The sequence below is a fragment of the Bradyrhizobium sp. Kon69 genome (assembly GCF_055807515.1).
Genome location: NZ_JBVVOS010000002.1, coordinates 206,349 through 219,704, shown reverse-complemented (window position 1 = coordinate 219,704; position 13,356 = coordinate 206,349). Strand labels below are relative to the sequence as shown.

Here is a 13,356-nt window from a genome sequence, read left to right as displayed (position 1 = left end):
ACATGCTTAACGTTCGGCAAAAGACGCGAAGGTAATCCGCTGCGTACGGAACCTATTCGGCGACGGCGCCCACCGGAAGCTTGCCGGCGACGGCGCGCACCTTGCGCGGCGCGGCTCGCCAGATCGAGAGCGCCGACAATCCGCTCACGATGATGGCAACGCCAAAGGCGAGCGTGTAGTCGCCGGCCCGATCGTAAAGCAAGCCGGTGACCCAGGGTCCGGCGGCGCCGCCGGCCAATGCCGCCAGCATGATCGTGCCGAAAATGCTGCCCTGGTGCTTGCCCTGAAAAATCTCGAACACCACTGCGCCCATGATCGAGGTCAGGCCGTAGCCGAGCGCGCCTTGCGTGAACACCATGAGGTAGACCAGCCACAATGACGGTTGGAATTTGAGGGCCATCAGCGCCGCGAAAGAGATCGCAAAACCGGCGCAGCTGATCGCCCACACCCATTCCCGCCCGATCCGGTCGGAGACATGGCCGAGCAGGATCTGGCCGGGAATACCGAGCAGGCTGACGATGCCGAGTGCCCACACCGCAACACCCGGGCTGAAGCCGATGTCGAGCAGGAATTTGGTCTGGTGCACCTGCACCGCGTACCAGATGTAGAGGCCGCAGAAATAGCCGAGCGCGATCCACCAGAACCGCGTCGTGGCGACCGCTTTCCGGAGTGTCCATTCGGTCCCGGCCCAGACGGGATCGACGATGTTGGAGGCGGGTTTTGCAGCGCCTGCGGCCGGAGCCGCATCGCCGTCGGGCCGCAGGCCGATGTCCTCGGGGCGCCTGTGCAGGAACAGATTGATCGGCGCCAGCACGATCAGGATCATCAGGCCCATCGCCGTGCAGGCGGTGCGCCAGCCGGTTCCTTCGATCATGTGCTGCACCCACGGCAGCAGCGTCACCGAACCGATGCCGACCCCGGCGAAGGCGATGCCGATGGCGAGGCCGCGCGTGCGGATGAACCAGTTCGGCAGGAACAGCGACTGGCCGGAATAACCGAGACACACCGAGCCGGCGCCGACCATGACGCCGATGGTGAGATAGAGATGCCATGGCTGGCTCGTGAGCGGCGCGAGCAGCAGCCCGCCACCCATCAGAACGACGCCGAGCTCCATCACCGCGCGCGGTCCGGCGCGGTCCATCAGCCGGCCGATCAGCGGGCTGACCATGCCCGACACCACGAAGCCAAAGGAAAAGGCGCCCGCGGTGACGCCGCGCTCCCAGCCGAACTCGGAGATGATGGGAGGAAAGAACAGCGAGAAGGCGGTGCGCGCGTTGACGCCGATGGCCATGGTGACGAAGGTCACCGCGACCACGACCCAGCCGTAGAAGAACGGAAGCCGCATTGTGTGTTTCATCCCTGGACGGTCCTTCCGACCATCCGGGGCTGCCCGGGTCAAGCGCTTTTCGCGCATGCCCGTTGAGCGATGCTTGTGCGCGCGCTCAGGCGGCGTCGCGTTGGGACGGTTTGACGGGCACGTCGAACAGAATCCGTTCGATTGGGTGCGGGCGGCCGAACAGATAGCCTTGCGCGAAATTGACGCCGAGCGCCTTCAGTCGTTCGTATTCCTCGCGGGTCTCGACGCCTTCGGCGGTAACCGACATGTCCAGCCCGCGCGCCAGCGTCACGATCGAGGAGATGATGGCCGAGCTGCGCGGCTGATGCGTGAGGTTGCGGATGAACGATTTGTCGATCTTGATCTTGTCGAACGGGAACGCGGTCAGATAGCTGAGCGACGAATAGCCGGTGCCGAAATCGTCGAGCGCGAGCGCGATGCCGATGCTCTTCAGCCGCTCCATGAAGGCGTGGTTCTCGACGCCGCGTTCCAGCAGCACGGATTCCGTGATCTCGATCTCCAGCCGCTGCGGCGGCAACCCGGAATCCGCGAGCGCCGCGCTGATCATCTCGAACAGCTCGGCCTCCTTGAACTGGATCGGCGACAGGTTGACGGCGACCGCGAGCTCGGACGGCCAGCCGGCCGCGTCCGCGCAGGCGCGCCGCAGCACGAATTCGCCGAGCGGCACGATCAGCCCGGTCTCCTCCGCAAGCGGGATGAACTGGTCCGGCGGAATCAAGCCGCGCGTCGGATGCCGCCAGCGCACCAACGCCTCAAAGCCGCGCCGCGCGCCGCTGAGGGCGTCGACGAAGGGCTGGTAGTGCACCTCGAGCTGGCACCGCGCGATGGCGTCGCGCAAATCGCCTTCCAACGTGCTGCGCGCCTCGAGTTCGGCCGACATCGCCTTGTCGTAGATGGTGAAGCAGTTGCGGCCCGATGATTTCGAGCGGTACAGCGCAAGGTCGGCCTTCTTCAGCAGCTGCTCCTGATCGATGCCGTGATCGGGCGCGATCGCAATGCCGATGCTGGTGCCGATCTCGACGCGATGTCCGGGAAGAAGGAACGGCTCGGCGACGAGCTTGGCAATCCGCCCCGCCAGTTCGGTCGAGCAGACGCGCTGATCCTCGCAAGCTTCCTGGATGATGGCGAATTCGTCACCGCCGAGCCGGGCCAGCACGTCGCTGGCGCGCAGCGCGGATTTCAGCCGCTGTGCGACCTGACGCAGCAGCGCATCGCCCGCACCGTGACCGAGCGAGTCGTTGACGTTCTTGAAGCGGTCAAGGTCGAGCATCAGGATCGAGAAGGTCGGACCGGCGTCCATCAAACGGCCATTGAGCTCGTCGAGCCGGGCGAGGAAGAAGGCGCGGTTCGGCAATCCGGTCAGGATGTCGGTCTGGGCGAGTTCGAGCACCCGCCGGTTCGCCAGCGACAGCCGCTGCGAATTGCGGCTTGCGAGCATGAGATAGGTCGAAAGCGACAGCGTCAGCAGCATGCCGACGATCAGCACCGCGCCCGCGCGATCGTAAGTCGTCTCCAGCGGACCGCCGGCAGCTGGAACCGCCCGCACCTGCCAATCCATGGCGCCGATCTTGAGATTGCCCGACCAGTGCAGGGTCCGCGCGACGTCCCGCATCGACTGCGGCGCCGTCGCGGCCGACGAATAATCCGGCAGCATGTCCTCCAGGCCGACGATCTGCGCCGTAAACGGCGGATAGACGTTGACGCTGACCGCGGGGCTTGCCCCGGTGGTCGCGCGAATGGACTGGATCAGCAGCGGCAGGTCGAAGACGCCGACGACGAAGCCGGCGAGATTGCGGCGCCGGTCCACGACTGTGTCGCGCGACGTGCCCTTGGCGTAGACGGGAATGGCGACGAGGACGTCGGGCAACCGGCCGCCCGCCTTGGGCTCGTAGAGGCGGGTGCGAATGGCCGAGACGCGGTCGGTGTCGCGTGCGCGCTCGAGGATCGCGCGGCGCTCCGGAATGGTCGCGTAGTCCATGCCGTAGACCGGAGATGTCTTCGGCTGGGTCGAGTAGAGCACCGGAAAATATTCGTCGCTCTGCGGCGCGGTCGCGAACGCATCGCCCTGGAGCGACTTGATGCGATAGCCGGACACGCCGTCCGTGATCGCCGCGGCCTCGTATTCGGCGCGCTCCTTGCGGTTCACGCGCGGCACCCAGGAGATGCGCAGCATGCCGGGATGGCGCTCGAACAGGCGGGCGCTGAAGGTCTCGAATTCGCTGCGGGTGATCTCCTGGTTGGTCGATTCGAACAGCGTGCGCAGCGCGACGAGCCTGGAAATGTACTCGCCCATGCCGTTCTGCATGACGATCACTTCGGTCTCGGCCGCGTTTTCGAACTCGATCTTGTTGACGCGGCCTTCCCATCGCGCCACGGCGGCCGCACCCGCGACCGAGAACAGAAGACCAACGCCGGCGGCGACGAGCGCAGGGCGATAGAGCCCGAGCAGGGGCGCTGCACGCCACCATCCGGTCATACGTCCCCGATCCTGATCGTTCTGATCCCGACCGCCCATTGCAGAAACCGCCGTCCCCTCTCCCGGCCAACCGAACCTCTGGTTGAGCCGCCGGAGCCACTATCGGAACAGGACCGCGGTTAAGAACTGCACAATTTCGGAACGCGGCTTTTCTGCATTAGCCGGCTTAGTTAATGAAGTGCAGGATGATGCGGGCTCTGTCGAAATAAGTTGCCGGTTTTCCCCGGAGTAGTACGGAGCCGCCGATACATCGGCGATTCATCCCGCGGCGATAGCTTTACCCGAAACCACTCCCCGCACCCGTAGACTTTTTTGATGTATCGATCTCGATCTGCGACATCCATCGTCATCACCGTCGCCCTCCTGGCAGCAACCATGCTGCCGGCGAAGGCCGACGAGATCGGCGTCAGCGAGGATGCGATCCTGTTCGGCCAGGCCGCAGCACTCGAGGGTCCCTCCTCCACACTCGGACAGCGGATGCGCCAGGGCATCGTCGCAGCCTTCACCGAGATCAACACCAAAGGCGGCGTCCACGGCCGCAAGCTCCAGCTCATCAGCCGCGACGACGGCTACGATCCCGACCGCTCGGTGGCGCAGACGCTGCGGCTGATCGAGGACGACAAGGTGTTCGCGCTGATCGGCGCGGTGGGCACGCCGACCGCGGTGGCGACGATACCGATCACCAGCGCCAGGAACGTGCCCTTCATCGGTCCGTTCAGCGGCGCCGAGTTCTTGCGCGACCTCGAGCTTGCGAACGTGGTCAACATCCGTGCGAGCTATGGCGCCGAGGCCGAGGCGTGGGTCAAGCACCTCACGGAGGATCGCCATTTCACCCGCATCGCCATTTTCTACCAGGACGATTCCTTCGGGCGCGACGGTCTTACCGGCGTGAAGCGCGCGCTTGCCAGGCGGGGCCTCGAGCTCGCCGCCGAAGGCACCTTCGAGCGCAACACCCGCGCGGTCGCTTCCGCCTGGCGTACGATCAAGCGCGTCGAACCCGAGGCGATCGTCATGGTCGGGACCTACGGTCCCTGCGCGGAGTTCATCAAGCTCGCGCACCGCAGCGGCGCTCGTCCGACCTTCGTCAACATCTCCTTCGTCGGCGCCGTGGCGCTCGCCCGCGAGCTCGGCCCCGAGGGCGAAGGCGTCGTCGTCACCCAGGTCGTGCCGTTTCCCTGGGACCGCTCGCTCAAACTGGTCGCCGACTACCAGGCCGCGCAGACCGCGTTCGACCCGGCGCTGACACCGAGCTTCGTCTCGCTCGAAGGCTATATCGCCGGCCGTCTCGCGGCCGCGGCGCTGGAACAGGCCGGAGCGCAACCGACGCGCGCGAGCCTGCTGCGCGCCATCAACGATGTCGGCCGCTTCGACATCAGCGGCAGCACCGTCACCGTCGGCATGCGCATGCTCGACGCGCCACCGAAGGTGTTTTTGACGGTGATCCAGAAGGACGGGACGTTCAAAGCAGTCGACCGGCTGTAGAGCCGGATCAGGGCCGACGCGTCCAGCGGTCTGCGTTGACGGCGCCTTGCGGGATCTCGCCTTTGACGATGGCCTCGACCTGGCGCACGGTTTCCAGCGACTGATATTCGATGGCCTGCGGCGTCAGTCCGCCAACATGCGGTGTCGCGATGACGTTGGGAAGTTTCGCAAGCTCCGGGCTTGGCATCTGGTCGGGCGCGCGGCCGACATCCATCGCGGCACCCGCGATACGATTCTCGAGCAGCGCCTTCGCGAGCGCCGCTTCGTCGACGAGATTGCCGCGCGAGAGATTGATGAAGACGGCATGCTTCTGCATGCGCGCCAGCGCCGCCTCGCCGATCAAATTTTCGGTCTGCTCATTGGCGATGGCAAGGCAGACGACATAGTCGGACGCGGCGAGGAGCTCGTCGAGGCTGACCTGCCGGATGGCGCTGTCGCTCACGGTCGCAAAGGGATCTGCGACAAGCACCTCCATGCGCATCACCTTGGCGATGTCGGCGAGATAGCGCCCGATGCTGCCATAGCCGATGATGCCGATCTTGCTGCCGGCGAGCTGACGTCCCATCCGCGCTTCCGGGTTGCGGCCTGCCTGGTAGTCGGCCGTCGCCCGGGATACGCCGCGGGAGAGATCGACCATGAAGCCGAGCGCGAGCTCGGCAACGGCTTGCACGAAGCCGGGCCCGGCGCGGGTCACGAGCACACCGGCGTTGGAGGCGGCCTCGACATCGACGTTGCGGATGTCGACGGCGCAGCGGACGAAGGCGCGCAGGCGCGGCAGTTGCGCAAAGATCTCGCCGCGTCCCTCGGTCATGCGGTCGGCCACGATGATGTCGACATCTTGCGCAGCGCGCACGAGGCTGGTTGAGACCAGCGTCTCATCGCTCTCGTGCAGGACCACCTCGGCAGTCGCGCGCAAACCGTTCAGGCTGCGATCGCCGTAGTAATTGCGACGCATCTCCGGCGTGTGGGCCAGCAGGACTTTCACGGCAAGACTCCTTCAGTAGCCGAACGCGCGCGGCAATGCCGTGCTGAGCCATGGCACGAACGCGATCACGAGCAGGCAAAGGAACAACAGGCCGAGATAGCCCATGATCGGCTTCACCGTCTGCTCGATCGGCACATTGCCGATCAGGCAGGCGCCGTAAAGCCCGAGCCCGAGCGGCGGCGCGAACAGGCCGATGCCCATCGCGATCACGAGCACCACGCCGAAATGCAGGGGATCGATGCCGAGCTGCACGGCCACCGGCAGCAGCAACGGCCCGAAGATGATCAGCGCGGCCGCGCCCTCCAGCACCGAGCCCATCACGATCAGCACACCGATCGCGAGCAGGATGAACAGCCAGGTGCCTGATGTCTTGGACAATCCCAGCATGAAATCGCCGACCGCATGCGGCACCTGCTGCAAGGTCAGCGTGAACGCCAGCGATTGCGCCGCCGCGACGATGAACAGCACGAGCCCCGCGCGCGTCGCGCCCTGCACAAAACTGTACGCGGCCGATGTGAAGCTGAGCTCGCGGAACACCACGCTGCCGACAACGAGTGCATAAGCCACGGCAAAGGCCGAGATCTCCGTGGCGGTGGCAAATCCGCTCTTGAAGCCGAAGAAGATCATGAAGATCAGGCCGAACGAGGCGATCGCGCCGCTCCACAGGCCCGACACCGGCATCTGCGGCGCGATGTCCTCGACATCAGCCGGAGTCTCAGTTGGAGTCTCCGTTGGAGTCTTGCCGAAGATGATGGAGACGGCGATCAAGGCCAGCGCCATCAGCGCCGCGGGCAACAGCCCTGCAACGAACAGCCCGCCGATCGACAAATTCGCGACGAAGCCCAGGATGATCAAATTGATGCAGGGCGGAATGGTCTCCGCCATCACCGCGGAGGCCGCGAGCAGCGCCACGGCGCCGCCCGGATTCTGCTTGGAGCGGCGCGCGGCCGGAATCAGCACGGAGCCGACCGCCGCGACGTCGGCCATCTTCGAACCGGAGATGCCGGAGAACAGCACCATCGAGGCCACCATCACGACGTTCAAACCGCCGCGCATGCGCCCGACCCCGCGCTGCAACAGCTCGATCAGCCGCACCGACATGCCGTTGGCTTCCATGAGGTAGCCGACGAGAATGAAGAACGGAATCGCGAGCAGCACGAAATTGTCGATGCCGCGCGCCATTTGCTGGGCGAAGATCACGCCGGGCAGCGCGCCCTCGACCCAGATGAAGATCAGCGCGGCCAGCGCCAGCGCAAAACCGATCGGCAAGCCGCCGACCAACGTCGCGAAGAAACCGATCAGCATCAGCGTGCCCGCCGACGGCACCGTGGCGGGCGACAGATAATCCCAAGCGAGATAGAGGCCGGTCACGACGGCGACCGCAACGAGGCCTCTGACGATATCAGGGAGCGGCCTGGCGCAGAGCTGGTCGATCGCGAACACCGTCATGAACAGCGCGCCGGCGCCCATCGGGTAGAAGGTCAGCTCCAGCGGCAAGCCGGATCCGGTGGTCTGGCCCGCCGTCAACGAGCCGAGCTTGATGGCGTTGTAGGCGACGTAGGCCGAGATCAGCACCACCAGCAGCGCACTCGCGGCATCGACCAGCGCGCGCAGCCGTACCGGAGCCAAGTCGCGGAAGAAGGAGACGCCGACATTCTCGCCGCGCGCGAGCGCACTCGCCGCGCCGAAAAAAGCCGAGCCGACCATCAGGCCGCGCGCGACGTCGTCGGACCACTCCACCGGCGCGTTGAAGCAGAAGCGCAGCAGCACGGAACCGCAGACGACGACGAGATCCGCGGCCAGCAGAATGGCCGCGATCGCGTCGCTGACGCGAAGCAGCAGGGCGATGCTCCCGTGGCGGCCGCCCGAGAGAGGTACGGCAGCTGTCATTGCCACGTCAGGCCTGCGTGGCGCGGATGATGTCGATGACCGCCTTGGAGTCCGGCCGCGCCTTCATGAAGTTCTCGATCTGCGGCGCGACGCGCTTTTTGAACGCCTCGCGGTCGCATTCGGCCACCGTCACGCCCTTTTCGGTCAAGGCCGACAGCGCCTCCTTCTCGACCGCAAGCCCGTGGGTGCGCGTGTCGGCCGCAGCCTTCTTCGCGGCGTCGAGGAAACCCTCGCGCAGCTTCGGATCCATGCGATTGTAGGTCGTGTCGCTGAAATAGATCGCGAGCGGCGAGAAATTGTGCTGCGTCAGTGAATAGAATTTCGCCGTTTCGAAGAACTTGCTCGCCAGGATGGTCGGCGGATCGTGCTCCAGCCCGTCCAGCACGCCGGCCTGCAAGGCCGTGTAGATTTCGCCAAACGCCAGCGGCGTCGCGGCGGCGCCCATCAGGCGCAGGCATTCCGTGATGACGGGGTTCGGCAGGGTGCGGATCTTGAGACCGGCGAGATCTTCCGGCGTCTTCACCGGCTTCCGCGCCAGCACGCTGCGCGAGCCGAAATTATACGCCCAGGCGATGATGCGAATGTTGCTGCCCTTGAGCAGCGCGTCCTCGATCGGCTTGGCGGCGCCCGAATCGAACGCTTTGGTCTGCTGCGGGAAGCTCGAGAACAGGAAGCCGAGATCGAAGGTCCCGACCAGCGGCACCAGATTGGCCGAGATCGACGAGCCCGAGACCATGAGATCGATGACGCCGAGCTTCACCGAGTTGATGACGTCGATTTCCTGACCCAATTGGTTGTCGGGAAAGAACGCGACCTCGACCTGTTCACCGAGGCCGTTCGCCTTCAGGTTCTTCACGAGATTGTCGTAATAGACGCGGCCGTTGGCGAATTTGGGATCGTTCGGCAGCGAGGAGGAGCATTTCAGCTTCAAGGTCGCGGCTTCGGCGCGGCCGATGAGTGCGGGGGAGAACACGAGGCCGGCGGCAAGTCCCGTCGACGACTTGATGAACGCGCGACGGTTCACGGGCACGATGGACATAATGCGGTTTCTCCCCAATTATTATTTTTCGAGCTACGGTCGTTGCCGCAGCCCGTTGCGCGGACTGTATGGCCAAAGCGACGGCGCAGGCAAGGCTTGCGGCCGGCCGTTGCAAAGCGGCGCGTCGCGAGGATCGACGGCATTAGCGCGTGGCGAAACAGCCCTGTTTTTTGCGGGATTCTCGCTTAGACCGGTATCGGGCCCATTGTGCGAGAGGATGCTTTCGCGCGGCATCGGCAATCAATCTAATTGGCGCATGGATCAATGCGCAATTCACATGGATGGCGCCAGAACGATGCCGCACTGGCTCTGGCAGACCTCCTGCCCCATTTTGCCGCAGCTCAACGTGATCCAGTGCACAGACAGACGCATGGCGGCCACCTAGAAAAGGTGACATCATCGCGCGCATTGCCGATGGAGGTGACACCATGCGCCGTCCAGTTCTTCGCAATTTGTTTCTTGCATCCGGTCTTCTCGCGCTCACGCAATTGACGACGCCCACGGACGCGGCGGCCGAAGCGCGGCTCGCACTCGTGATCGGTCAATCGGCCTATCGTACCGTGCCGGAACTGCCCAACGCAGCCAACGATGCCAAGGGCATGACGGAGTTGCTCGGCAATGCCGGCTTCACCGTCACCACGGCATCCAATCTGGCGCAGAACGACATGCGTCAGGCGATCTCGGATTTCGCCGGCAAGGTCAGCGCCAGCGGCGCCGACACCGTCGCGCTGGTGTTCTATGCCGGCCACGGCCTCCAGATCGACGGCGAGAACTATCTCGTTCCCGTCGATCTCGACCCCAAGCGCGAAGCCGACATTCCGCTGCAGGGCGTACGACTGAACGATTTGCTCAACACGCTCGGCGCGGTGCCGACACGAGCCCGCATCTTCATGCTCGATGCCTGCCGCAACAACCCGTTCCCGGCGCTCAGCGGCGCCGGACACGGGCTTGCGATCGTCGACACCAAGGCCGGCGCGCCGGGCTCCTTCATTTCCTATTCGACCTCGCCGGGCTCCGAAGCCGAGGATGGCTCCGGCATCGACAGCCCCTACACCACCGCGGCGCTGACCGTCGCCAAGCAGCCCAATCTGCCGATCGAGGAAGTGTTCAAACGCATTCGCGTCGCCGTGGCGCAATCGACCGACGGACGCCAGATCCCCTGGGAGAGCTCGTCGCTGACGACCGACTTCAAGTTCTTCGGCGGCGACAGTAGCGGCAGTCAGGCTGCGCTTCCTGGCGCATCCTCCATGGCACTTGCGAGCGGCACGCGCAGCCTCGAGGACTGGCGCAAGGATTTGCAGGGCAAGCCGGCCATGGTCGCCTATGAGATGGTGATCACCGACGACACCGTGCCGGCGTATCAGGCCTATATCGAGTTGTATGCTCAGGATACCCGTACCCCGCGCCTGCGCACGATTGTGGAGCGCCGGCGCCAGATGCTGGCGTGGGAGCGCGCCACCGCGATCAACACCCGCGCCTCGTTCGAGGCTTATCTGGCGAACTGGGACAACAGCGATCTGGCTGCGACCGCACGCCGGCTGCTGCTCCGTGTGCAGAACCGCAACTACGTCTTGCCTGCGGTGGTCGCGGCCGCTCCTGCCCCGGTCGCCGTCGCGATGGCGCCGACCTGCCCGTGCTCGACGCCCTCGGCACCGGCAACGCCGGTCAACCCGACGATCGCGCCTGTCATCAAGAAGCGCGTCGACGACACGCCGCCGAAGCGCAAGGTGGTCGACACGCCGCCCAGGCCGCGCCGGCCGCCGCCTGACGAGGTGATCTACGAGCGCGCGCCGCCACCGGATCGAGGCCCGCCGCCCGGCGCCATCATGCAAGGCATTGGCATCGGTGTCGGGATCGGCATGGGAATGGGCGGCGGACGCGGCGGCGACTATCACAACGACCGCGGCCGGTACTGAGACCACTCGCGAGATACGAAGGACAGATCTGTCCTTCGTCATTGCCATCGGATGGAGATAAACTGCGTCTGCCGCTTCCCGATACGGAAATGCTGTAGTCTAACCGACTGACGCCAGGCTTTCCGGGGACTCCACATCGATGCCGCACGACGCTCACGCCAAGCCAGCTTGGCCGCTGTTTCGCTCACTCGCGTCCTATTCTCTCCCGGGCGACCTGATGGCGGGGCTGACGCTGGCCGCGATCGCAATTCCCGAGCAGATGGCCACGGCGCGGCTCGGCGGCTTCGCGCCGCAGATCGGCTTCTTCGCCTTCATGGCGGGATCGCTCGGCTTTGCGATGCTCGGCGGCAACCGCTTCCTGTCCTGCGGCGCCGATTCCACGATCACGCCGATCTTCGCCGGCGGACTGGCGGCGCTGGCCGCCACCGGCTCGCCTGAGTACCAGGGCCTCGCAATCGCGCTGGCGCTGATGGTCGGCGCGATGATGCTGGCCGGCGGCGCCTTCCGCCTCGGCGGCATCGCCAATCTCCTGTCTGTGCCGGTCATGGTCGGCTTCCTCGCCGGCATCTCCGTGCACATCATCGTGTCGCAATTGCCGGGCGTGCTGGGGCTGGACTCGCCGGGCGGGCCGACGCTCGATCGCATCGGCGTGCTCGCAAGCGAACTCGGCCGCAGCAATCCCTACACGCTGTGCATCGGCTTCGGCGTGCTGGCCGTGGTCTTCGCCTCCGAGAAGGTCAGCGCAAAAATTCCGGGCGCGTTGATCGGGCTCGTCGCCGCGACCTTGGCCACAATCGCCCTCGGCCTCGAGAGCAAGGGCGTCAACGTCGTAGGCAGCGTGCCCGGCACGCTGCCGCGGCCGACCTTCCCCGACCTTGCACCGGAGCAATGGGTGCGGCTCGTGCCGCTGGCCTTCGTGATCACGATCGTGGTGATGGTGCAGACCGCGGCGACGACGCGGTCGTTTCCGTCCGATCCCGATAAGCCGGCCGACGTCGATCGCGATTTCCTCGGCGCGGGCGCCGGCAGCGTGCTGTCGGGCCTGTTCGGCGCGTTTCCGGTCAATGCCAGCCCGCCGCGGACGGGCATTGTCGCCGAGACCGGCGGACAATCGCAGCTCGCGGGTCTCGCCGCCGCTGCGATCGTGCTGGCGCTGCTCGCGTTTGGAACGGGATTGCTGCAGCACGTTCCGGACGCAGCCCTCGGCGGCATCCTGCTGTTCGTCGCGCTGCGCATCATCCGCGTGAAGCAGATCGTCACGATCTATCGCCAATCCCCGAGCGAATTCCTGCTGATCGCCGCCACCGCCGCACTGATCATCGTGCTGCCGATCCAGCAGGGTGCGTTCCTCGGCATCGTGCTGTCGCTGCTGCACGGCATCTGGAGCACGACGCGCGCGCGGCTGGTCGAGTTCGAGCGCGTGCCGGGCACCACGATCTGGTGGCCGGCGCATCCGCACATCGCGGGCGAGCGCATCGCCGGCGTCGCCGTGATCGGGCTGCAGGCGCCGCTGTCGTTCCTCAACGCGCCCGGCTTTCGCAGCGACGTGACCAAGGTGCTCGGCGCGACGCCGCCGCAGCTGCTGGTGCTGGAGGCAAGCGGCATGGTCGAGATCGACTTCACCGCCGCGCAGATCCTGCTCGATGTGTTCAGGGCGTGCAGCGAACAGGGCGTCACGGTCGCGCTGGCGCGGCTGGAATCGGTGCGTGCGCAGGACGCGTTCGAGCGGTTCAGGCTGTTCGAGGCCCTGCCTCGGGAGAACGTCTTCCACAGTGTCGACGAGGCCGTGCGCAGGCTGGCGAAATAACTGCGCTCACTGCGCCAATGTCGGATGATCCCGCTGCACCGTTTCGCGGATCCAGCTGGCATGGATCGCCCGAAACAGGATCTGCGCCGTCTTGAGGTCGTTCGCCTTCATGCAGAGATCGACGATGCGACGGACCGCGTCGTCGCGCATCAGTCCATCCGCGATCTTCATCGCGATTTCCATCGCGACTTTCGCCGCGCGCTCGTAGCGCTCGCTGTCGCGCTTGTCGTTGCGCGCGCTGCCTGCCGCACTGGCGGCAGCGGCGTCACAGATCGCACGGATGCGCTCGGCGGCCTCGATGTCGCCGAGCGGCCGTTCGATCGCTTCGTCCCAGATGTCCCGGCGCGTCTTGCGGGCGAACCACTGCATTGCCTGCTCCGTGGTGAGGGAGCGAGCATAAACGG

Annotated in this window: 9 protein-coding genes; 3 read left to right on the top strand and 6 right to left on the bottom strand. The window is 65.7% G+C overall.

Annotated elements, in window-relative coordinates:
* Positions 1-52: 52 nt before the first annotated feature.
* Positions 53-1,345 (bottom strand): MFS transporter, encoded by a 1,293-nt coding sequence (locus AC0L3U_RS03285; RefSeq protein WP_473360824.1) that lies wholly within the window; start codon positions 1,343-1,345, stop codon positions 53-55.
* Positions 1,346-1,442: 97 nt separating this feature from the next.
* Entirely contained in the window at positions 1,443-3,833 is a 2,391-nt protein-coding gene (locus AC0L3U_RS03280; RefSeq protein ID WP_473360668.1) for a putative bifunctional diguanylate cyclase/phosphodiesterase, read from the bottom strand.
* 315 nt (positions 3,834-4,148) lie between these two features.
* On the opposite strand from AC0L3U_RS03280, the gene AC0L3U_RS03275 reads away from it, so the two are divergent.
* Positions 4,149-5,315 (top strand): ABC transporter substrate-binding protein, encoded by a 1,167-nt coding sequence (locus AC0L3U_RS03275; protein WP_473360667.1) that lies wholly within the window; start codon positions 4,149-4,151, stop codon positions 5,313-5,315.
* A 7-nt stretch (positions 5,316-5,322) separates the two neighbouring features.
* On the opposite strand, the gene AC0L3U_RS03270 is transcribed toward AC0L3U_RS03275, so the two are convergent.
* The 3 genes from AC0L3U_RS03270 to AC0L3U_RS03260 are packed head-to-tail and all read right to left on the bottom strand — an operon-like array spanning position 5,323 to position 9,229.
* Entirely contained in the window at positions 5,323-6,300 is a 978-nt protein-coding gene (locus tag AC0L3U_RS03270; RefSeq protein WP_473360666.1) for a hydroxyacid dehydrogenase, read from the bottom strand.
* A 12-nt stretch (positions 6,301-6,312) separates the two neighbouring features.
* Positions 6,313-8,190 carry a TRAP transporter large permease gene (locus AC0L3U_RS03265; protein ID WP_473360665.1) on the bottom strand — a complete coding sequence of 626 codons (1,878 nt, stop codon included), beginning with the start codon at positions 8,188-8,190 and terminating at the stop codon, positions 6,313-6,315.
* Positions 8,191-8,197: 7 nt separating this feature from the next.
* The gene (locus AC0L3U_RS03260; RefSeq protein ID WP_473360664.1) at positions 8,198-9,229 is read right to left on the bottom strand and encodes a TRAP transporter substrate-binding protein; all 1,032 of its coding nucleotides are present in this window, start codon (positions 9,227-9,229) and stop codon (positions 8,198-8,200) included.
* A gap of 428 nt (positions 9,230-9,657) precedes the next feature.
* Here AC0L3U_RS03260 and AC0L3U_RS03255 point away from each other — a divergent pair, with 428 nt between their 5' ends.
* Together AC0L3U_RS03255 and AC0L3U_RS03250 are read left to right on the top strand one after the other, a co-directional pair.
* Positions 9,658-11,145 carry a caspase family protein gene (locus tag AC0L3U_RS03255; RefSeq protein ID WP_473360663.1) on the top strand — a complete coding sequence of 496 codons (1,488 nt, stop codon included), beginning with the start codon at positions 9,658-9,660 and terminating at the stop codon, positions 11,143-11,145.
* Positions 11,146-11,284: 139 nt separating this feature from the next.
* Positions 11,285-12,952 carry a SulP family inorganic anion transporter gene (locus tag AC0L3U_RS03250; RefSeq protein ID WP_473360662.1) on the top strand — a complete coding sequence of 556 codons (1,668 nt, stop codon included), beginning with the start codon at positions 11,285-11,287 and terminating at the stop codon, positions 12,950-12,952.
* Between the two features lie 6 nt (positions 12,953-12,958).
* Here AC0L3U_RS03250 and AC0L3U_RS03245 read toward each other — a convergent pair whose 3' ends face one another.
* Positions 12,959-13,321 carry a hypothetical protein gene (locus tag AC0L3U_RS03245; protein ID WP_473288634.1) on the bottom strand — a complete coding sequence of 121 codons (363 nt, stop codon included), beginning with the start codon at positions 13,319-13,321 and terminating at the stop codon, positions 12,959-12,961.
* Positions 13,322-13,356: the final 35 nt, after the last annotated feature.

Bases quoted from the DNA above. Each gene is read 5' to 3' on its own strand.
- AC0L3U_RS03285 (WP_473360824.1), bottom strand. From the start codon at position 1,345: ATGCGGCTTCCGTTCTTCTACGGCTGGGTCGTGGTCGCGGTGACCTTC.
- AC0L3U_RS03265 (WP_473360665.1), bottom strand. From the start codon at position 8,190: ATGACAGCTGCCGTACCTCTCTCGGGCGGCCGCCACGGGAGCATCGCC.
- AC0L3U_RS03255 (WP_473360663.1), top strand. From the start codon at position 9,658: ATGCGCCGTCCAGTTCTTCGCAATTTGTTTCTTGCATCCGGTCTTCTC.
- AC0L3U_RS03275 (WP_473360667.1), top strand. From the start codon at position 4,149: ATGTATCGATCTCGATCTGCGACATCCATCGTCATCACCGTCGCCCTC.
- AC0L3U_RS03280 (WP_473360668.1), bottom strand. From the start codon at position 3,833: ATGACCGGATGGTGGCGTGCAGCGCCCCTGCTCGGGCTCTATCGCCCT.
- AC0L3U_RS03245 (WP_473288634.1), bottom strand. From the start codon at position 13,321: ATGCAGTGGTTCGCCCGCAAGACGCGCCGGGACATCTGGGACGAAGCG.
- AC0L3U_RS03250 (WP_473360662.1), top strand. From the start codon at position 11,285: ATGCCGCACGACGCTCACGCCAAGCCAGCTTGGCCGCTGTTTCGCTCA.
- AC0L3U_RS03260 (WP_473360664.1), bottom strand. From the start codon at position 9,229: ATGTCCATCGTGCCCGTGAACCGTCGCGCGTTCATCAAGTCGTCGACG.